This is a genomic window from Amycolatopsis sp. CA-161197 (assembly GCF_050942255.1).
GTDB lineage: Bacteria > Actinomycetota > Actinomycetes > Mycobacteriales > Pseudonocardiaceae > Amycolatopsis.
The window spans coordinates 6,529,053-6,548,841 of record NZ_CP192059.1 but is presented as its reverse complement, the minus strand read 5'-3'; the positions used below and the strand labels follow the sequence as shown (position 1 = coordinate 6,548,841).

Sequence of the window (19,789 nt, the reverse complement as noted above, 5' to 3'; positions counted from 1 at the left end):
CACGATGGTGACCGCAGCGGCACTGGTCGCGCCCAGGGGTGGGGAAACTGATGGCGACCCTCCAGGTAGCCCGGGTTGATCGCCAGCATAGCCGACGCGATCAGAGCACAGTGTTGACGACGCGGAACAGGACCGCGGCGATGACGAGCACGGTGACCGTCACGCCGGCCCGGTCGAGCCAGAGCACGAGCGGCGTTCGTTCGTGGGATCTGCCGCGTTCTCCCGCGGCGCGCTCCGCCAGCACCGTGCGGGTGAGGACGATGGCACCGAATGCGCCTGCCGGCGCGAGGGTGAGGATCACCAGAAGGGTGTCGTTCATCGCGCCTCGTCTCCTGCTCGGGCCAGGAGACGGCTCCCGCCTTCGTCGAAGACCACGTGATACGTCCCGGCGCGAACGAGGTCGGCGACGAGCCGGTCGGTCCAGCCTGCCTGGAGCCCGTAGTTGATCTGCCCGTAGTTGTCCTGTGAGGGGGTTACCACGAAGTAGTCCGGCGCCGCGTCCTGAACGCAGGTGGCGACTCGGAAATACCGCGGGCAGGTGTCTTCGATCGAGGTCTGCGACACCACCCCGATCTTGTCGAAGCCCAGGGGCGTGGCGTCGGCGCTGAGGCCGCTGATCGTCTGGCCCGGTTTGGCCAGCCGGTAGGCGTCCGCCACCGCGGCGACGTCGCTGCGGCTGTAGCTGAGGTAGGCGTCGCCGCCGCCCCGGGCGGTGATCGTCGCGAGGCCGAGCAACGTCAGCGTGAGCCCGACGACGACCGGCCGCACGTGGGGGAGCCGGCGTTCCACTCTCGTCGTCGCGGCCATCGCTCCCGGCGCCGCACGCGCGCCGAGTACCGCGTCGAGACCGGCCGCGGCGAGCAACGCGGCGAACGGCAGCGCGAACAGGTAGCAGCGGACGAAGACCTCACCTCCGTACGACTGGAGCGCGACCATCGCGAGCGGGGCGGCCGCGAGCAAGACCAGCGGGAGCGAGTGGAGACCCCGGCGGTGCCGCACCCACCAGCCGCCCAGGGCCAGCGCGCCGACGACGCCGGTCAGCCCGACGCGCACGAACAGGATGGCCGTGCGTTCGGCATCGCCGGTGAACCGGCCCGTGATGCCCTGGTCCACGGAGTTGCCCACCTGTCCGAAGTCGCCGACCACCATGTGCAGCTGGCCCTGCCAGAAGTCCTTGGCACCCAGCGAAAACCACACCAGCGCGGGTATCAGCACCAGCCAGGGCAGCCAGCTCGACCACAGCCGCCGCGTCAGCACCATCACGAGAAGCAGCCCCGCCAGCACGAAAGGGGTCAGCTGGTGAGTGGGCGCGAGTGCCAGGGCGAAGACCACGATCAGTCCGTGTGCGACCAAGCGCTCGCGCGGCAGATTCGCGGGTGGCCGACGGCGAGCCCACCTCGACCGCGCAGGGCTCGCCAGGCCGGGGCGCAGCAGGTATCGCACGGTCAGCGCGAGCGCGGCGAGCATGATCAGGTAGCTGCCGGCCTGCGGCGACAGGTAGTCCTGCTCGGTCCACTCGGCAAGAAGGAAGACCCAGGTCGCGAGCCACCCCGCGCGCCCATTGCCGAAGACCGCCGCCGCGAGGGCGCGCATCCCCAGTACGGCGACCCCTGCGAAGACTGTCGGCGCCCACTGCAACAGAGGCGACGCGTCCGGCTGGCCGCTGGCCTTGGTGAGGAACGCGATCAACGAGAAGAACCCCGGCCACGAGAACCGCGCGTCGTAGCCCTGCAGCGCGTGCCCGTTCTCCGCTATGTAGCGCGCGAACCCGGTGTGCAGATAGGAGACTGTCAGCCGGGCCGTCTGCTCGCTCGCCGGCTGAACGCCGTAGACCAGCACGACGCCGAGCGTGGTGAAACACGCCAGCAGGCGCGGGCGCGGTCGGCGCCGGACCAGTTCGAGCACGACCGCGGCCAGGAGCACCGGGTAGGCCGCCAGCAACACCGGCGACAGCGCGGTGATCAGGCCGAGGCCGTCGAGCTGTGTGGGCAGGACAGGGCGCAGTCCCAGAAGCCACAGCAGCGCGGCGACGAGGGCGAGCAGCGAACTCAGCACGTCGCGCCACTGCCGGCCGGGGAGACCGGCGTCGGCGACTCGCGGCGGTGCTCCGAGGTCGCTTCTGGACAGCCGCAGCCGGGGAAGCGCGAGGGCGAGTCTCGTCACGGCACCGTCCCCGCGGTACGGGGTGCGATGAGCTGCCAGAGCAGCGCGAGCGACGTGACCACGGCGACCGCCACGAATCCCGCCGTCGGATGCCACCAATGGGTCGAGACGATGACCTGCGCGACCAGCAACGTCCCCGAGATGCCGATCGCGATCGCCGTGATCCACTCCAAGGCCCGGGTGGCGAGCCGCAAGTGGACGACGATCGCCCACCCCGGGGCAAGGAGCACGAACGCGGTATTCACGTAAAGGCGCACCGCGCTGGTGACCTCCCAGGCAGCCAGCAGCAGCACGGTGACGGTCAGGCCGAGCAGGAGGGCGGCCACGGCTCGCCGCTCGTTCAGGCTCATCGCGGCCACCTCGACCTCGTGCGCCAGGCGCTGCGGGCGAGCGCTGCCGGACCCGAGACCAGGCCGGTGAGCTGGTCCAGCAGCAGCCGAGTTCCCGGGCCGGTCGAGCCGCTGTCCTGCGGCGATGAGCGCGTCCGGAGGATCCGGCCGGCGCGGTCGGGTACCACCGCGGCGACCCGCCGGAGGTCCTCGGGCCGGCGCAGCAGGTGCCGGACGAACATCGCCGACAACCCGACGCTGTAGGCGTGCACGCGCTCGCGCAGCTGTGCCCATTCCGCACTGTGCTCGTGCCAGGCCACCGCGTGCGGTGTGTACACGATGGACCCGCCGGCGCGAGCGAGCCGCAGGAACAGTTCGAGATCCTCGCCCGCGCGGGTGGGGGTTCCCGGTCCGAGCAGTGGATCGAACCCGCCGAGGCCGGCCAGGGTGGAGCGGCGCCAGAGCGCGCAACCGCCCGGACCGAACCGGCCCGGGGCGAAGGGGTACATCGCGTCGTCGCCGGCGAGCTGGGGACCGAACACCTGGCGGCGCACACCTTGCCCGAACCCCTTCAGCTGCTCGAACGTTCGCTGAGCCGGAGTGTCCAGTGAACTGGGCAGCACCAGGCTGGTCGCGCAGTCGACGGCCTCGTCGGCGAGTTCGGCCACCAGGTTGGCGAGCCACCAGCGGTCGACCTCGATGTCGTCGTCGACGAAGGCGACCAGCTGCCCGCTCGCCGCGGCCAGGCCGGTATTGCGGGCCCGGCTGACGCCGGGTTCGGGTTCGGCGAGGTAACGCGTGCGCGAATCCTCGGACGCGAGTTCGGCCAGCGCGGCGGCTTCGGCCGCCTGCGGCCGGTTGTCCACCAGCAGCAGTTCCAGGTCCGGGTAGCCGGTCGCCAGCAACGACTTCACGCACCGCCGAACCGCGTCGGCACGGTCGGCGGTCGGTACCACGACGCTCACCCTCGGGGTCCGAGAGTCCGGTTCGGGCCGTGCCGGGGGAGTGGCGAGGTGAAGGCCGCTGAGGTCCACGAGGGGACCGGTGACGGGCAACCGGAGCAGGTCCAAGGTCCAGCGCCCGTCACGCACGAGCACCTGCGCGTCTCGATAGACGAGTTCGGGGTTCGCCGGAACCGGCAGTGTCGCCGCCCCTCGGCGGACGTCGAGCTCGGTGACCGCCGTCGCGGGCGCGGGTTCGCCGGTGGCCGGCCCCGGCCCGCTTCGCCGAGCCGACTCGCGCACGAAGCCCCCGGCCGCGGCCAGCAGCGCGGTGGCGATCCCGATGAGCGCTTTGCCCGAGTCTGCCCGCCGGCTCCGTGCGGACCGGACCAGTTCGCGTCCCACGGCGGCCGGGAGCACGCGGGCGACGTAGCGGCGCTCGGTGGCGACTGCGCTGCCGGTACCGGCCAACCTGCTCACGACCGCTTTGGACACCCCTTCGGACCAGCTGCGGCGGCGCAGGTATGACCAGCTCAAGCGGTCGGCGCTGACCTGGTGCGCGACCACCGCACGCGGCTCGAACAGGATTCGTGCCCGGGGCAGCCGTTGGCGGGCCCGGATGCACAACTCGGTCTCCTCGCACCCGAGGGGGAGCGCGCCCAGGCGGCCCACCCGGGTGGAGAAACCGCCGATCTCGTCGAACACTGTGCGGCGAAAGGACATGGCGCAACCCATGACGTTGCGCACTTCGGCGCGTGCGGTCGGCAAGCCCGCGTAGGTGCAGCCGACCACCCAGTCCAGCACCCCGTCGGAGGGAAGCCAGCCGGGACGGCCGGACCCCGGCGGCCACTGTGGCCGAGCCGCACCACCCACGGCGACGACATCGGGATCCGTGTAGGGCGCGAGCAGCTGCGCCAGCCAGCCGGGCAGGGCCGCGGCGTCGTCGTCGAGGAAGGCGATGACGTCACCGGTGCTGTGCGCGATCCCGGTGTTTCGGGCGCCGGACAGGCCTCGAGGCCCTTCGTTGTCGAGGACTTCGATCCCGGACAGTTCGGCGCGGGCGCGACGAGCCAGCTCCGGGTTGTGGTCGACAACCAGCAGAATCTCCAGCGGAGCCGGGATCTGCCCGGCGGCGGAGGCGAGCGCGGCGCGGATCGTGTCCCACCGTGCGGTCGTGTAGGCACAGACGACGACCGAGGTCGCGGGCGTGCGCTCGCCGCCTTCCGCTTCGGGCACCATCACGCGATCTCCTGTGCGGCGACCTCGCCGGTCTCGGCCGGGCTTGGTTTCAGGCGAGCGCGATAGTGCCGGTGTTCCGCGACGATGGTGCGCAGGATCCGGGCGCCGTCGGCGAATGTGCGCAGGTTCGTCTCACCGTAGATGCGGGGTCGTTCGAAGCTCGGTACCTCGGCGACCTCCAGCCCCGCGGCGACCACCCGGCAGCTCAGCACGGTCTCGATTTCGAACCCGTCACCCCAAAAGCCTCCCGCGGCGGGAGTGGTCGCGATGGTCGGTGGCAACTTGAGCTGAGGCACGATGTCTCGCCAGAACGCGTTGTAGCCGTAGCAAAGATCGGTGAACCTCGTGCGGTACAGGACGTTGGCCAACCTGTTGAGCGTGGCGTTGCCGGCTCGGCGCAACGCGGTGATGTCGTCGCTGCCGCCGTTGCGGCGGAACCGGGACCCCTTCGCGAAGTCGGCTCCCTGCACCAAAGTCTCCACGAACGCAGGAATCTCCGCCGGATCGGCTGATCCGTCGGCGTCGAACATCACGACGATGTCCCCGCCGGCGGCCTCGAAACCGCACGCCAGTGCGTTTCCCTTGCCGCGGCGGGTCTGCGTCAGCGTCACGATCGATGGCAGCACTTTGCGCGCAACCTCGACGGTCTGGTCCACCGAATGTCCGTCCACCAGCACGACCTCGTCGACTTCGGGCAGTTCCGGAAGGATCACCTCGAGGTTGCGTGCTTCATTGCGCGCGGGAATCACAATACTGATCTTCGGATTCGCGCACCGTCTCATCGAGCGCACCCTCTCCCTGATTCATGCGGCGCTGATCCACTGAGTTCCGCTACAAGTCACCCAAATTTAAGTTGATATCAAGGTCGTCGTGCACCGATAGGTGGTCGTTACGTTGAAAAAGAAATCGGGCCGCCGCGGGTGGTGATTCACAGGAAGCCTGACGGTGCTCGTGCAAGGATCACGATCCGGTGACGATCGGGCACGCGGGCACTGGTCAGGTCCAATATTTCGGTGAATGCTCCGGACTTCGGCCTCGAGATTACGTCACTCAGCGTTGTCGAGACGACTAAGCGTGCGGGAGAACTGGGCACAGATGACCGAATCTGCCAGGCGTGAAGTTTATCAGTTCGTAACCTGAATGTGTGCGGGTTTTTCAGCTTCATGTGCCGGCGGTGGGTGATCAGTGGCGGGGAGTGATTCGAATTCCATAAGCTGACAGTGGCGCGCTTTGGTTCGGCGGGATCAATTCGTCGGCGGTGAGGTTGATCGTGAGCACTTCCCGTTCCGCGGTGATCTCCAGAATCGTGCCGGCCGGTGAATAAGAGATCGTGGTGCGGGTGTTGACATTGGCTGCGAGCCAGGTCCAGGGCACGGCGAGGGGCAGTGGCTCGGCGTTGGTGCTCGCGGTGGGCGTGGTCCACAGCGCTGCGCTGGGCAGGTCGGCAGAGGCTTGCGGCTGCCACAGCAACATCCGGTCGGCCCCGCCGCGCAGCGCCTGGGCGACCGCGGCCACGGTCAATGCGGCCGCGGCAGGGCTTTCCGGCGACCAGGCCGGTCCGCCGGGCTGTGTGGGGTAGAACTCCGACCACCACACCGGAAGCCCGACCCGGGCGCGAAGCCAGGTGCTGACGGTGTCGAACATCGCCGTCGCGCGGAACACGTCGGTGGTCAGACCGGCGTCCCGGGTGCCGCTGGACCCGTCGACGACGAGGAAATCGGCGCCGTGCTTGTGCGTGTTCCAGTAGTCGATCACGTCGAGCGCGCGCTGGTCGACCACGCCCCACGGGCCGGACAGAGCCGAGGGCGCCGGAGTTCCCGCTGCTGACCAGGTGTCGAGAACCACGTAGGGACCGCCGACCAGAGCATCCGGGCGCACCTTTTTCACGGCGTCGTAGACCGCGTTGTACAGCTCGGTGTAGCCCTCGTAGTCCCATCGGTTCGCGGCTTCGTCGTACAGGCCTTTCAGCTCGCTCCACACCTGGAAGTACCGCACCTGCGGGTAGCGGGCCGCCGCGGCCGCGGCGAGTGCCGCGAAGTCCCGGTAGTGCGCCCGGGTGGGCGCGGTGTTCAGCCGGCTCCAGTCCGTGGTGCCGGGCGAACCGCCCTTCATCCAATCCGGGGCGCCGGCGAGGGTGAGCACGGGTATCCCGCGGGTTTGTCCGATGAGGTCCATCCGCTGGTCCAAAGAGGACCAGTCGAACACGCCCGGCGCGGGTTCCGGGTTGTCCGCACCCCATCCCATCAGGTACTGGTTCTGCACCATCGGATGCCGGGCGAGGGTCGTCGTCGCGGCGGCCACTTGCGCCGCCGGGTAGTCGTCCGCGCTGTCCTGGGTGTGGGTGACGCCCACGACGGGCACCGGCGCCGCGTTGCCGGACGAAGGAGAGCAGCCGGTCAGCACCGCGGCGAGCAGAACCGCGACCGCGCCGGCAATCCGGCCGCGGTTCATCGGAGGAACCACGGCACGGTCCGGGCTTCGCCCGTCGCCAGGGCGTCGGACAGCGATCGTCCTCGCAGCCCGCGTTCGTCGAGGCCGGTCAGCACGCGCCGGACGAGGTCGCCGCGGTCGAACCCGGGCCGCGGACCGTCGTCCGCACCGTCTTCCGGTCCCGCGTGGCCGTCGTGGGCCAGCAGTACGGCACCGCGCCCGAGTCCGCGCAAGGCCTGCGCGGCAAGCAGTTCGGGCGGCCGGTCGAGCCAGTCCCAGGCGCAGGGACCCCAGAGGACGGAGGTGAGTCCCTGCCGGCGCGCCGCGCGCCACACCGCCGGGGTCTGCGCACCGTAGGGAGGTCGGAACCAGCGGATCGGCGTGCCCAGGAGATCCTCCAGCTGTGCCGTGGCGGAGGCGAGCAGTGTGCGCACGGTGGCGGACGGTAGCCGCGAGAGCCTTCGGTGGTCCATTCCGTGCAGGCCGATCTCGTGCCCGGCGGCGAGCACTTCCCGCACCAATGCGCGATGCCGTCGGGCGCGGTCGACGAGCACGAAGAACGTGGCGGTGGCGGCGTGGTCCGACAACGCCGAGAGCACGCGGTCGGTGCCGCCGGGCTCGGGCCCGTCGTCGAAGGTCAGCACCACTTCCGGTGCCTGCGTGCGGACGGCGATCAGCGACCCGATGGGACGGGTCAGCGGCCCGGCGAGCGCGAGTGCGCGCCGGCGTGCCGTGGCGAGAGAGCCACCGGCTTCGGGGATCGCCGGTTTCCGGTTTCCCTGAGAACGGTCGCGGGGGTCGCCGCGGCCGTTCCCCGGGTCAGGTGCGCCAGACATCGGTGATCGGTTTCGCGTCTGCGGCGTTTCCCAGTGCGGGCAAGCCGTACATGGCTTCGAGCGTCCGCAGCAACCGGTAGTGGTCGACCGGCTCCGCGTAGGTGCCCGGCCGGATCATGGGGCCGGTCAAGCTCAGCGGTATCCCGTTCGTCGCCGAGGCGTCTTCGGCTTCGTCGAACGTCACCACGAGCAGGCTGTTGTGTGTGGCGGCCCAGTCTGCGTAGTCACCCAGGTGGGCCCGCAGCCAGGAATCGCCGGTGGTGATGTCGCAGTCGTGCATGTCGTGGCACATGTCGGGGATCACGAACGACAAAGTCGGCAGCCGGGTGTAGTTCGGTCCGAACGCGGTGAACGGCTGGTTCACCACGGCCGGAACGGTGGTGAAGTCCACCCAGGGCGCGTGCCAGCGCACGTAGTCGCCGAAGCGGCAGCCGGGGTATCCGGGACCGGGAAGATCTTCGGCGAACGCCCCGAAGCGGTAACCCGCGTCGATCAGCTGGCGGGCCAAGTTCGGACCACTGAACGTGTGCGGGCAGGAGTCGTCGGTGACTCCCTGCGGGTCGCCGGAGAACAGCGCGAGGTAGTTCGGCTGGCTCGGGTGGGTGATGGCGGTGGCATCGGTGAAGCGGGCGCCCGCGGCGGCGAGCTCGTTGAGATACGGGGCTTGGCTGTTGCCCGACACCTGTTCGGTCCCGTGGTTCTCCAAGATCACCACGACCACGTGACTGGGTCGCGGCACTGCCGAGTTCACCGTGGTGCTCTCGGCGGGTGCCGTCGTCGGCGTCGGCTTTCGCAGACCGTCCGGTGTGGACGGCGCACACGCGGCGGCCGTGAGCGTCGCCGCGAGGATCAGTCCCACCGCCATCACGCGGCCGCAGGCCGTCACGTGAGCGCCTCTCTCGATCTCGTCGCTCGATTCCGCCATCGCCACAGCACACCGAGGGCGCAGACGGCGACCAGGCATTGCACCAGGAGGAAGCCCACCCCGACCAGGTTCATGTGCGTTATGGGCACGACGGCGACCACGCCGATCACCCCGAGTGCGCTGCCGGCTTCCAACCCCGCGACCATCGGCCCACGCCCGTGGGCGATCCCGGCCGCGACCACGAGGGTGATGACGAGCCTCGGCAGGCACCCGAGCATGACCAAGCGCAGCAACCAGGCGCCCTGGTCGGCGTACGCCTGTCCGAACACCGACAGCAGCGGATGCGCGAGCGCGACCGCGAGCAGCAGCGCGGGGACGAACACCATCGCGAGCTTGCGGCATCCGATTCCGAAAAGTTCCCGGGTGCGGTGGGGTTCGTGCGCGATCCGCACGATGATCGACTGGGAAAAGCTGATCGCGGCGTAATCCACGGTGTTCCCGGCCATCCACACCAGGAAGAAGACCGCGCCCGTCTCGGGGCCGAACCGCCCGATCACCAGCAACGGCACGAGGTCGGTCAGCAAGCCGCCGGTCACCTTCGCCGGGTACGTCGGCGCGAGCAGCCGCACGACCTCCCGCCGGTCCGGGAGCACCGGTGTCCGCTGCGCCACTGCGGGTTCCGGGTCACGGGTGAGCACCCGGTACAGCACGAGGGAGATCACCAGCACCCCCGCGACGGCAGGAGCGATCCACGACAGGAGGATGCCGGTCGCGCCGAACGCGGGCCCGGCGAGCGCCAGGATGCCGACGCGCGCGAGGCCGATCGTGGCGTTCTCGTAGGGCACCCAGCGGGCCCGGCCCAACGAGACCAGCACGGCGTCCTGGAACTGGAACAGCGCCCAGGCCACGGCCGCGAACAGGAACGCGACGGCGCTGAACCGCGGCAGGCTCTCGGTGATCTCGTCGCCGGTGGGCAGCAGCAGCACGGCGCACGCCGCCAGCACGGAACCGGCAAGCACCAGGCCGTAGCAGCGGACGATGAGCCCGGTGCGGCGCACGCCCGCACGGGGAACCCAGCGCATCAGGGCGGCGCCCAGCCCCAGATCGCCGAGGCCGGCCACCAGGAGGAACCCGGAGACGAACGCGGAGGCGTGCCCGACCTGCTCCTGGGGCAGCAGGCGGGCCGCCACGACCCAGGCCGCGACACCGACGAGCGAGGTCAGCACCGCGCCGACGACCAGCGACGCGCCGTCGCGGACCATCGTCTGCTCGGAGTTGCGGCCGGCTCGCCGGCTCGCCGAGGTGCCGAACGCGGAACCGCCGCTCACGGGACCTCCCGCGGGAGCGCGCGCAGGACCGAGACGAGGTTGCGGCGCAACCAGATCGGGTTCGCGCCGTAGCGCGACGACTTGGCGAGATTGGCCGAGACCATGTGCAGCCACCCCAGCAGCACGAGCGTGCGAACGGGTACCGGATCGCCGCCCAGCGTGCTCCGGTCCCGCAACACCTCTGCCAGCGCGGGCGCCGAGCCCGGCGCGAGCCAGGTGGTGACCACGGCGCCGAGTTCCTGCCCGGTCACCGCCATGTCGGTGGCCAGCACGAGGCTTGCCACGTCGACGGCGACGAGCCCGCCGCTGATGGCCTGCCCCCAGTCGACAATGCCGGTGATGTGGTCGTCGGCGTCGACGAGCACGTTGTCGGCGCTGAAGTCTCCGTGGACCCATCCCACGGGCAGTCGCCGGTCGTGCAATCCGGCCGAGAGCTCGGCGACGACCCGATCGACCACGGCTGCCTCCCGAGGCGGAACCTCCGCCCGAACCAGTGCCGCCGGGGCGATGACGTGCTGTCGGAGCAGGCGGCCGTCGACCCTGGCCAGGCCCGCGGTGCGCCGGTGCAATTCGCCGATGGTGCTGAGGGCCGCGGTGGTGAACCGGGCCCGACCCACCGGATCGGCCACGCGGGCGCGCGCGTCCGTACCGGGCAGCAGTTCTTGCAGGCTGTAGGAGGCACCCAGCGCGTTCCCCACGTCGTACACGGCCGGCACCAGGTGCCGCCAGCCGTCCAGCCGGCGGTCTTCGCACAGGTGCAGCAGCGCCCTCACCTCGTGCAGGAGCGCTTCTCGTCCTTCTTCGGTGTCGGCGACCTTCAACAGCGCGGAGCCGCGGTCGTCGGGGCCGACGGTCGCGACCGCGGAGTCGGACCGGCCGCGCAACCGGTGCTGGAGGTGCCACGAACGGCTCCTGAGCGCGGTGGGGGCGATCCGGCGCAAGAGGCCCCAGCTGCGTACGCCCGCGAGCGGGCCGACGACGGGCCGCGGCGCCCAGTCGGCCCGCAGCCACAGGATCACGCCCGCGACGGCGGTTTGCCCGGCCAGCAGGGCCAGCCCGACCCCGGCGATGTCGAAAACCGGCATCAGCACCACGGCCAGGCTCACCACGAGCACCGAAAGGCTCCCGAGGAGCGTGGCCACCACGCCGGTCCGCCGGAGCGCTCGGGCCTGGCTCACCGCGGCGGCGACGACGACGTTGGGCAACGCCGACGCCGCCATCAGGGGCAGGACCCAACGGCCGGCATCGGCGTAGTCGGGGCCCAGCAGCCTCAGCACCCAGGGCGCTGCCAGGACGAGCACGACGACCGCAGGCAGGAGCACGATCAGCGAGCGTCGCTCGACCCCCGCCCGGGCCGCCGCCGCGTGCTCGGGATCGAGCGCCATGTGCGCCACCAGCGACTGCCCCATCGCCGCGGGGACGAGGTAGAGCGTGTAGGCGATCGTCCACGCCACGGCGAACGTCGCGGTCGGCCGCGCGCCGAGCGTGCCGAGCACCAGCACCGGCAACAGCTGGGTGCAGGCGAGCCAGCACGTCGCACCGAGGAAGTCGCCACCCAGGTATCCGGCAATCGCCCGCGGCGAAATCTGTTCGCCGGTGGTCGCCGCGGCCTCGTGCACGGGCAGTGCGCGCAGGAACAGGTATCCGGTGGTGGCGAGTACGACCAACCCCGTGGCGGCCATCCACGACACGGTGATCCCGCCGGTGGGCAAGGTCGCCGCGAGACCCGCGAGCAATCCCAGCTTCACCAGGGAGAACACCAGGTTCTCGACCGGGACCACCCTGGCCCGGCCGACGGCGGTCAGCACTCCGTCCTGCATCACGAAAAGCGCCCACACCGCGCAGGCGCCCGCGCACCCGGCGACCGCGACCGGACCGTGCAGGAGGCCCGCCAGGTCCGGCGACCACCAGAGGACGCCGAGCGCGAACACCAGACCGGCCAGGCCCGCCAGCCCGCCGCCGACCAGGTAGGCCATCGCCACCAACCGGCGCGCCCGAGGCCCGGCCACCGGGACGAACCGGATGAGCACGTTCATCAGGTTCAGCTGCGCCACCCCGGCCAGGAACATGATCGCGTAGACCAGCGCGGAATTGAGGCCGAGCACAGCCTGGTCGTAGCTGCGCGCGGCCACGATCCAGAACACCAGGCCGATCCCGGCCGTCAGCGCCGAACTCAGGACCAGCGCGTATCCGTGGCCGTACAAGGAGCGCCGGGGAAACGCCCTGCCCGGGGGCGTCGCTCGCTCCGGCTGTCCTCGCACCGCAGTCGTCATCGCGTGCGCACCGCCGCTCTCGCCAGGCACCGGGCAACCGCCGCGGGCAGCCCTCGCGCGCCCGCGTTCGAAGCGTCCAGCAGGGTGAGCAACGTCCGCGTCCGTGCGGTGGAGGCCGGCGGCCGGCACGTTCCGCAGGTGCCGGGACGGTGACCGATCAGCAACGCCACAGCCTGCGCGACCCCTGCCGCGTACTGACGCCGCAGCACCGGCACCTGGGACGCGCGCACTCGCGCGTCCGCGTTGCCGGGCGCGTAGGCGAGCCTCGCCGCTCGCAACATCGGCAGGTCCGCCGCGGTGTCCCCGACCGCCCACGACACCGAGTCGACCCCGAGCCGGGCCGTGAGCGCGTCCAGACCGGTGCCCTTGTCCACCGCCGCGGCGACGAAATCGGTCTGGCCATTGCCCACGATCGTGCGGATGTGCGCGGTCGCCGGTCCCAGGTGGTCCAGCACGCGCTCGACCACCGCGTCGGGGAGCGCGAGCCGGACCCCGTCGGAGCCGAGCCGGTAGGCACGGACGATGCGCTGGTAATCGTGATCCACGACGACGTCGGTCCGGGCTGCCAACGCATCCCGTACCCGGTCGAGTGCCTCGGCTCCCTTTGCGGGAACGAGATCGTGGGCAGCACCTTCGTGGAAGATCACCGATCCGTACTCGGCGACACCTCCCGCCAGTCCGTAGGCCGTGCACCGCTCGCGGAGCTCGTCCAAGCTGCGGCCGGTGACCAGGACGGGCCGGAAGCCGTGGGCGAGCAGCGCGCGCAGGCTGAGTGCGGCGGTCGGGGTGGCCATGGCAAACCCGAGTGCGTCCGATTCGAGCACTCCGTCCACGTCCAGCGCGCACACCGCACCGTCCGAAGTGGCCTGCACTCCGGCCAGCAGCACTTCCCGCAGGTAGTGCTGGACGGCTCGCGCGCCGGCGCGGTGGACGGGGTGGCCCTGGCGTTCACGGTTCCACAGGTGCACGAGTTCATAGAGCAGGAACCGTTCCGGGTCGCACGGCAGCGCCCGGCGCAGCGACTGCGCGAACGCGGGGTCGGTGCTCCCCGGGTCGATTCCGGCCAGGTCGTACACCGGGTCGTAGCAGGCCAGATCGGTGTTGGCGAAGTCGCGGACATCCGCGTCCACTTTGTACAGTCCTGCGGTGCCGCGAAACCAGTGGCCGAGACCGGTCGCACCGTCGACCACGGAGGGCTCGGCCACCTCGCACAGACGGCGGATCAGAGGATCGAGCAGGACGGGCCGCAGCACCACGCCGGCGCGGCCGTAGTTGCGCTCCACCACGCGGCTCGCCGCCTCCCACACCGGTTGCCGGCCGACCAGCCCGGCGGCGTGATCGGCTCCGGCGGGCATGGCGGCCGCCCGGTCGCGGACGTAGCCGGCCAGCCGTTCCGCGTCGGTGGCGTCCGCGTGCCGGAGCTTCTGCTCGGCCGGCAGCCAGTCACGGAACACGATGCCGTCGATGAAGCCGTAATTGTGCGGCAAGTGCTGGGACACCGCGTGTGCGACGGCGAGCGAATGCCTCCCGAAAAACCCCAGGCCGGCCCCGGCGGCCACGATGCGCCGGGATTCTCCGTCAGGCAACCCGACGTCGAACACTGCGCGGGCGTGCTCCCGCCCCCGGGATACTCCGGTGTTCGGCACCCGGCTGACCGAACGAACGGGCCGGCCCAGGAGCGCGGACAGCGACCGCACCACGGCCTCGGTCTCGAGCCGGTCGTGGATCGCCCAGTCGCGATAGGGCAAGGTGATCGAGTCGTAACTGCCCAAAGTGGCCGGCGGGGTGTCGGCGAACAGCGGGAGCAGCAGTGTGACAGCGCTTTCGGGGACTCCGGCCCGGCAGACGGCGGCCGCGACGTCGGCGATGGACTGTCCGGTCTCGGGCGGATCGTCGACCACGGCGATCCTGCCTCCGCGCTGGGCGGCCGACCGCAGCAGCGCGCGCAACCGCGGCCGGAGCCGGTGGCCCGGTCGTACCGAATCGGCGTGGACCTCTCCGTAGCCGGCGTCGCGCAATGCGGCGGCGACGAGCGGGGCGAGGTAGTTGCCTGAAGTGCGCACCCCCAGGACGACGACGGGCCGTCCGCGGTCCGGATACCGCAGCCGCAACCGCGTCGCGAGTGCGACCATGTCGGCCGGCTCCTGATCGAAACTCCGGAAACACGACGGGATCCGGAGGATCGCGCTGGTGAGGTGGCGGTCCAGCGAAGCGAGCGAGGCCCGCAGGCGGACAGCTGCGCTCGCCCACGATTCGAATTCGCCCTCGGGTGTGTCGGTGACCACCTGCAGGGCGGCTGCGTCGCGCAACCTCGCGGCGGCGTCGCGCCAGCGCACGGCCTCTCGCTCGCCGGCGCGTGAGGATCTCGCCATTTCGCCGGCAGCGGCGACCCGGCCCAGCAGATCGGGAACCACCGTGGCTGTGTTCCGCTCGCGAAAGTACTCGCCGGCGCGACGCAGGGCGAGGGTGTCCCGTTGGAGGTGGTCTTCCACGATCTGCACCGCGGCCGCAGCGAGCAGGTAGGTGTCGAGAATGTCCCGTCCGGCCACGCGATCGATCAGCCGGTGCGCGATCTCGGTCAGGTCGGAGAGCAGGTCGGCCACGACGAGCAGGTCACTGTCGAAGGTCGGTTTCCTGTCGTCCGAATGCCTCATCGATGAGCCGCCCAACTTGATGTTCGATGCGTTTATCAACGGAATTCTTCATTACCCGGCATTCGCTCTTCCGGTTCCGGCCGTTACAGCGAAAGCCCGGATCGGACGGACCTTTGTGGAGGAAATATTCAACGATCTTGTGTAACCCTTGCAGTGAACCGGACGAATTACCAGGTACGCCACGTGCCGGCAAAGGTCGTGGGCGAGGAGCGAACGGGGCCGCTTGATGCATAGGCAACGTGTGAAAATTTGGTCGGACCAGCAGGTGGACGTTCCGGCCGTGAACGGTTTGGTGAAGGTGATCAGCCCTGCTCCTCGGGAAGCGTGGGCGACGATCATGCACGGTGATCCGTACGCGTTGGAAAGTCAATCACCGGAATGGGCCGACGCGATGTGCGAAGCTCACCAGTTGCGGGACGTGAGCAGGCTGTACGAAACGGCCGAGGGGCGCACGCTCATCCTGCCGATGCTTCGACGTCCGTTGGCGACCAGGTTGCTCACGGCGGAGGAGTCCAATCCGCCGGCGTGCGGGCTCGGGGGGCTCCTCGCGGTGGGTGGCACACAAGCCGGCGAGGTCAACGCCGTGCTGAGGGACCTGGCGACGCGACGCGTTGTGGTCCAATCCGTGTCGCCGGGCCCGCTCGAGGTGGGCATGTGGCGCGACGCGCACCACCCGCGGGCCGTGGTCCACCAGCACCACGTGCACCTGCTCGACCTGCAGGGCGGATGGGACGAGGTGTGGGCGCGGCGTTTCGCCAAGACCTCCCGGCGTGGTGTCCGGACCGCGGAGCGCAAGGGCGTCACGGTGGAACACGGCACCGGAGCCGAGTTCGTTTCGGAGTTCTACGAGCTGATGGAACGCGGCGTCCTGCGGTGGGCTCGCCGGCAGCACGAGCCGACGTGGCTCGCGAGGCGACGGTTGCACCGGCGGGATCCGCGCGAGAAATTCGAGGCGATCGCCCGTCGCCTCGGCGAGCGCTTCCAGGTGTGGATCGCCCGCGCCGACGGCCGGCCCGCCGCGGCCTGCCTGGTGGTGCGGGGCTCCAATGCACATGACTTCCGCGGGGTCATGGACGAACGGCTGAAGGACTACCGGGCCACCGACTTGCTGCAGGCGCGGGCGATCCAGGACGCGTGCGAGGCCGGGTGCCGCTACTACTACCTCGGCGAATCCGGCACCGGAACGCTCGGCCAGTTCAAGGAACGTTTCGGCGCGCGCCGCATTGTGGCTCCGGAGTTCCGCTTCGAGCGGCTTCCGGTCACCCGGGTCGAACGGGAGATCAAAACGGCGGTCAAGAAGATCATCCGGTTTCAGGATTGACTCTCGGCGTCACAGGTGCCGGATCATCCGAGCGTGGACAGCAATGCGGTGAGCGCGGATTTCTCGGCGTTCGGGTCCGGACTTGTCGCCCGAAGCCGGCGGAGCACGGTGTCGATCTTGCCGTCGATGGCGGTCCAGGTGGCTTCGTCCCGGGGTTTGAGGCGGGCTTCGGCGTTGTCCCAGCCGGTTTCGAGGTCGTCGACGCGGGAAGTCGCGCCGGATTGGTCGCCGGTGTTCAACCGCTGCAGAGTGTCCTGGGTGACGGTCCGGAACTCCGAGAGGTCGCCCAGGGGAGTGAGGTGCGTTGTCCGGCCGCCTGAGGATGCCGGCTGTCCGGCGACCGGTGCGGGCGTGTCGTCCTGGAGTGCGGACTTTCGCACCGAGTACCCGATTCCCGAGGCGACGAGGACGAGGGCGACGACCACGACGGTCTGCCACAGGCCACCTCGGGTCCTCGCCGTGGCCGGGTCAGCGGCTGCGTCGCGGGGAGTGACGTCGGTCTTCGTCACGGACAAGTAGAGGACGACGGCGATGATGCCGGCCACGAAGATGGCGCTCGTCAGCGTCGTTCCGAGGCCCAGACCACCCTGGCCGGGCGACTGGGAGAGGTAGTCGCCGATCGACGCTCCCAGCGGGCGGGTCAGGATGTAGATGAACCAGAACGCCAGGACCGGGTGGAGCCCGAATCGCCATCCGATCGAGAGGACCGCGATCAGGGCCGCGACGATCGCTCCGGTCACCAGGTAGCCGAGGCCGAGCACTTCGGCCATGAGGTCGCCGGTCGCCGTGCCGAGCGCGAAAGTGAAGAGAATCGCGAGCCAGTAGAAGGCCTCGCGGTGCCGAGTGACAATGGAATGGATGGACAACGTTTTCTCGGTGGCGTACCACGCCAGGAAAGTGATGGCGAGCAACGCGCCGAACACGAGTGTGCTGGCTTCCAGCGGTACGCCGATGCTGTCGGTCAGGTTGTCGGTGACCAACGTGCCGAAGACACTCACCAGGGCCACCGTCAGCCAGTACTTGCCCGGCACGTACTGCTTCGCGTTGAACTGGAGCACCAGGGCGACGACCAGGAGGGCGCCCGTGACGAGGGAGACTCCGGTGAGGCCGAAGTTCAGGTTCACGTTCAAGAAGTCGGCCGCGGATTCACCGACCGTGGTGCAGAGGATCTTGACGATCCAGAAATACAGGGTGACTTCGGGAACCTTGTTGAGAAGCCGTTGGTTCGGTGCGAGCGAGCTGTGTGCGGTCATGGGCTCTTTCGGGTCGGTTCGCCGCCGCGGCGGAGATCTGCGCGACCTGAAGGAATCGCGCCGGGAAAAACCGGTCGCGAAATGCAGTATCGCTTCATGGCCCGTAAGATGCTAGGGGAAACCCGATTAAGGACCGGCTGGGACGCGGTTAGCGTCCAGTAAAATCGTCCGGAGATGCGCCCGTTGTTTCGTCCCATTCACATTTACGGGTGTGGGGCCGTGCTCAGGCGGGACGCACCAGGCCGACCTCGTAGGCGAGCACGACCGCCTGGACGCGGTCGCGGAGTTCCAGCTTGTTCAGGATGCGACCGACGTGCGTCTTGACGGTGGCCTCGGACAGCACCAGCTCCTCCGCGATCTCCGCGTTGGAGAGGCCGCGGGCGAGCTTGGTCAGCACTTCCCGTTCGCGGTCGGTGAGCCGGTCCAGCCCACGCTGCGTGACCGCACGGGGGTTCCGGCCGTCCTCGTGCGGTTCGGGGATCCGGTCGGACACCGCGTCGAGCAGGCGGCGGGTCACGGTCGGCGCGACCACCGCGTCGCCGCTGGCGACCGCGCGGATGGCGGACAGCAGGTCTTCGGGCGGGACGTTCTTGAGCAGGAACCCACTGGCGCCGGCCTTGAGCCCGGGAAAGGCGTACTCGTCGATGTCGAAGGTGGTCAGGATGAGGACGCGGGAGCGGGGGTGGTCCTGCACGATCCGGCGCGTCGCGTCGATCCCGTCGACGCCCGGCATCCGGACGTCCATCACGACGACGTCCGGGTCGAGTTCGGCGGTGCGGCGTACCGCGGCGGCGCCGTCCGCCGCTTCGCCGACGACTGTCATGTCCGGCTGGGAGTCGAGCACCAGCCGGAAACCCAGCCGCAGCAGGGCTTCGTCGTCGGCCAGCAGGATCCTGATCACGGGGTCACCTCGGCGGCAGTGTGGCCGGTCTCGAGACGGGCGGCGACCCGCCAGCCCCCGGCGACGCGGGGTCCGGCCACGACTTCGCCGCCGAACACCGCGACGCGCTCCCGCATGCCGCTGAGTCCGTGACCCGGGGCCGGCGTGTCCGGCCCGGGCTTCGTGCCGGCCCCGTCGTCGACGACTTCGAGGATCACGGAGGGTTCGGCGTAGGTCAGGTGCAGGCGTGCTTCCGAGGGGCCGGACGCGTGCTTGAGCACGTTCGTCAGCGCCTCCTGCGAGACCCGGTAGAGGGCCAGTTCCGCCGTGGGCGTGAGGGGGAACGGCTTTCCGGTCACCGTCCAGGAGGTCGGCAGGCCCGCCACCCGGACCTGGTCGACGAGCTCGTCGATCTGGGCGATGCCGGGTTGCGGTGCGCGGGGGCTCTCCTCGCCCCGGCCGCGCAGCACGCCCAGCAGCCGGTGTATCTCTTCCAGTGCCTGCCGGCCGGTCGCCGCGACCAGGCGGGAGGCGGTCTCCGCGTCGCCGGCATCCGTGCGCGCGGCGAAGGCCGCGCCGTCGGCGAGGGCGACCATCACCGAGAGGTTGTGCGCGACGATGTCTTGCATCTCCCGGGCGATCGTCGCCCGTTCCTTCGCCGCCGCGATCTGCGACTGCTGGTCGCGCTCGCGTTCCGCACGGATCGCGCGATCCTGCAGAAAGGCCAGGTAGGCGCGCCGGGTCCGGATGTTGACCCCGAGGACGAACGCCGCGACGACAACCGCGGACACGAACACGAACCGCGCGACGGTCTCGGCGGGCTCGTCGCGGCCCGCCACCTCGAACGCAATCAGGACAGCGAGCACGAGCAACGCGAACCGGGCGCGCCGGCGGTCGGCGTAGGCGCCCACGGTGTAGACCGCCACGAGCACGGTGACCACCACCGGCGGGAACGCCGGCCCGAGCGCGCCCTCTGCCATCGACAGCCCGCTGACCGCGGCGAGCACGGTCAGCGGGTAGCGGCGGCGGAACGCCAGCGTCGCCGTCATCAGCACGCCGACGGCGACGAGCGGTGGCCGCAGTTCGGGATGCACGCCCCGGTGCTCGGTCAACACCGCGAGCGGGAGCAAGACCACGGCCAGCAGCACGTCGACGGCCATCGGGTGGCGCCCGGCCCACGCCCGCAGCTGCTCGGCACCGGGCAGGCTGGAGAGCAGTCCGTGTTCGGACACGGGCCACGCGGCGGCTGCGTCGGTCATCGGTCCATCATCCCCTGG

At 70.3% G+C, this 19,789-nt stretch carries 15 protein-coding genes; 1 reads left to right on the top strand and 14 read right to left on the bottom strand.

The window, feature by feature from the left end; genetic code table 11:
- Positions 1-100 precede the first annotated feature (100 nt).
- The 11 genes from ACQPXB_RS30510 to ACQPXB_RS30460 all read right to left on the bottom strand — a co-directional run bounded on the left by ACQPXB_RS30510 (position 101) and on the right by ACQPXB_RS30460 (position 15,058).
- Entirely contained in the window at positions 101-319 is a 219-nt protein-coding gene (locus ACQPXB_RS30510) for a hypothetical protein (RefSeq protein WP_366581371.1), read from the bottom strand.
- Positions 316-2,163 (bottom strand): hypothetical protein, encoded by a 1,848-nt coding sequence (locus ACQPXB_RS30505; RefSeq protein WP_432845315.1) that lies wholly within the window; start codon positions 2,161-2,163, stop codon positions 316-318. Before ACQPXB_RS30505 ends, ACQPXB_RS30510 begins: the two co-directional genes overlap by 4 nt.
- On the bottom strand, positions 2,160-2,513 hold the full coding sequence (locus ACQPXB_RS30500) for a hypothetical protein (protein ID WP_432845314.1): 354 nt from the start codon (positions 2,511-2,513) through the stop codon (positions 2,160-2,162). The genes ACQPXB_RS30505 and ACQPXB_RS30500 overlap by 4 nt, the downstream gene beginning before the upstream one ends.
- Complete coding sequence (locus ACQPXB_RS30495; protein ID WP_432845313.1) at positions 2,510-4,672, bottom strand: glycosyltransferase; 2,163 nt, start codon at positions 4,670-4,672, stop codon at positions 2,510-2,512. The genes ACQPXB_RS30500 and ACQPXB_RS30495 overlap by 4 nt, the downstream gene beginning before the upstream one ends.
- A complete protein-coding gene (locus ACQPXB_RS30490) occupies positions 4,672-5,454 on the bottom strand; it encodes a glycosyltransferase family 2 protein (protein ID WP_366581378.1) in 783 nt (260 codons plus the stop codon). The genes ACQPXB_RS30495 and ACQPXB_RS30490 overlap by 1 nt, the downstream gene beginning before the upstream one ends.
- Before the next feature lie 400 nt (positions 5,455-5,854).
- On the bottom strand, positions 5,855-7,123 hold the full coding sequence (locus tag ACQPXB_RS30485) for a hypothetical protein (RefSeq protein WP_432845312.1): 1,269 nt from the start codon (positions 7,121-7,123) through the stop codon (positions 5,855-5,857).
- Positions 7,120-7,938 carry a polysaccharide deacetylase family protein gene (locus ACQPXB_RS30480; protein ID WP_366581382.1) on the bottom strand — a complete coding sequence of 273 codons (819 nt, stop codon included), beginning with the start codon at positions 7,936-7,938 and terminating at the stop codon, positions 7,120-7,122. The genes ACQPXB_RS30485 and ACQPXB_RS30480 overlap by 4 nt, the downstream gene beginning before the upstream one ends.
- Entirely contained in the window at positions 7,922-8,863 is a 942-nt protein-coding gene (locus ACQPXB_RS30475) for an alkaline phosphatase family protein (RefSeq protein WP_432845311.1), read from the bottom strand. The genes ACQPXB_RS30480 and ACQPXB_RS30475 overlap by 17 nt, the downstream gene beginning before the upstream one ends.
- On the bottom strand, positions 8,821-10,131 hold the full coding sequence (locus tag ACQPXB_RS30470; protein WP_432845310.1) for a lipopolysaccharide biosynthesis protein: 1,311 nt from the start codon (positions 10,129-10,131) through the stop codon (positions 8,821-8,823). The genes ACQPXB_RS30475 and ACQPXB_RS30470 overlap by 43 nt, the downstream gene beginning before the upstream one ends.
- Positions 10,128-12,335 carry a phosphotransferase gene (locus ACQPXB_RS30465; RefSeq protein WP_432845309.1) on the bottom strand — a complete coding sequence of 736 codons (2,208 nt, stop codon included), beginning with the start codon at positions 12,333-12,335 and terminating at the stop codon, positions 10,128-10,130. The genes ACQPXB_RS30470 and ACQPXB_RS30465 overlap by 4 nt, the downstream gene beginning before the upstream one ends.
- A 65-nt stretch (positions 12,336-12,400) precedes the next feature.
- Positions 12,401-15,058, bottom strand: coding sequence for an HAD family hydrolase (locus ACQPXB_RS30460; protein ID WP_432845308.1), 2,658 nt, complete (start codon positions 15,056-15,058; stop codon positions 12,401-12,403).
- 226 nt (positions 15,059-15,284) lie between these two features.
- Here ACQPXB_RS30460 and ACQPXB_RS30455 point away from each other — a divergent pair, with 226 nt between their 5' ends.
- Positions 15,285-16,379 (top strand): GNAT family N-acetyltransferase, encoded by a 1,095-nt coding sequence (locus ACQPXB_RS30455; RefSeq protein WP_432845307.1) that lies wholly within the window; start codon positions 15,285-15,287, stop codon positions 16,377-16,379.
- A 23-nt stretch (positions 16,380-16,402) separates the two neighbouring features.
- Here ACQPXB_RS30455 and ACQPXB_RS30450 read toward each other — a convergent pair whose 3' ends face one another.
- The 3 genes from ACQPXB_RS30450 to ACQPXB_RS30440 form a co-directional block, all read right to left on the bottom strand.
- The gene (locus ACQPXB_RS30450) at positions 16,403-17,632 is read right to left on the bottom strand and encodes a COG4705 family protein (RefSeq protein ID WP_386949729.1); all 1,230 of its coding nucleotides are present in this window, start codon (positions 17,630-17,632) and stop codon (positions 16,403-16,405) included.
- 223 nt (positions 17,633-17,855) lie between these two features.
- Positions 17,856-18,533, bottom strand: coding sequence for a response regulator (locus tag ACQPXB_RS30445; protein ID WP_432845306.1), 678 nt, complete (start codon positions 18,531-18,533; stop codon positions 17,856-17,858).
- Entirely contained in the window at positions 18,530-19,771 is a 1,242-nt protein-coding gene (locus ACQPXB_RS30440) for a sensor histidine kinase (RefSeq protein WP_432845305.1), read from the bottom strand. Before ACQPXB_RS30440 ends, ACQPXB_RS30445 begins: the two co-directional genes overlap by 4 nt.
- Positions 19,772-19,789: the final 18 nt, after the last annotated feature.

What these genes read in the sequence shown, in the direction of transcription:
- ACQPXB_RS30510 (WP_366581371.1), bottom strand. Translation starts at nt 319, where the DNA reads ATGAACGACACCCTTCTGGTGATCCTCACCCTCGCGCCGGCAGGCGCA.
- ACQPXB_RS30500 (WP_432845314.1), bottom strand. Translation starts at nt 2,513, where the DNA reads ATGAGCCTGAACGAGCGGCGAGCCGTGGCCGCCCTCCTGCTCGGCCTG.
- ACQPXB_RS30495 (WP_432845313.1), bottom strand. Translation starts at nt 4,672, where the DNA reads ATGGTGCCCGAAGCGGAAGGCGGCGAGCGCACGCCCGCGACCTCGGTC.
- ACQPXB_RS30490 (WP_366581378.1), bottom strand. Translation starts at nt 5,454, where the DNA reads ATGAGACGGTGCGCGAATCCGAAGATCAGTATTGTGATTCCCGCGCGC.
- ACQPXB_RS30485 (WP_432845312.1), bottom strand. Translation starts at nt 7,123, where the DNA reads ATGAACCGCGGCCGGATTGCCGGCGCGGTCGCGGTTCTGCTCGCCGCG.
- ACQPXB_RS30480 (WP_366581382.1), bottom strand. Translation starts at nt 7,938, where the DNA reads ATGTCTGGCGCACCTGACCCGGGGAACGGCCGCGGCGACCCCCGCGAC.
- ACQPXB_RS30475 (WP_432845311.1), bottom strand. Translation starts at nt 8,863, where the DNA reads ATGGCGGAATCGAGCGACGAGATCGAGAGAGGCGCTCACGTGACGGCC.
- ACQPXB_RS30460 (WP_432845308.1), bottom strand. Translation starts at nt 15,058, where the DNA reads ATGAGGCATTCGGACGACAGGAAACCGACCTTCGACAGTGACCTGCTC.
- ACQPXB_RS30455 (WP_432845307.1), top strand. Translation starts at nt 15,285, where the DNA reads ATGCATAGGCAACGTGTGAAAATTTGGTCGGACCAGCAGGTGGACGTT.
- ACQPXB_RS30450 (WP_386949729.1), bottom strand. Translation starts at nt 17,632, where the DNA reads ATGACCGCACACAGCTCGCTCGCACCGAACCAACGGCTTCTCAACAAG.
- ACQPXB_RS30440 (WP_432845305.1), bottom strand. Translation starts at nt 19,771, where the DNA reads ATGACCGACGCAGCCGCCGCGTGGCCCGTGTCCGAACACGGACTGCTC.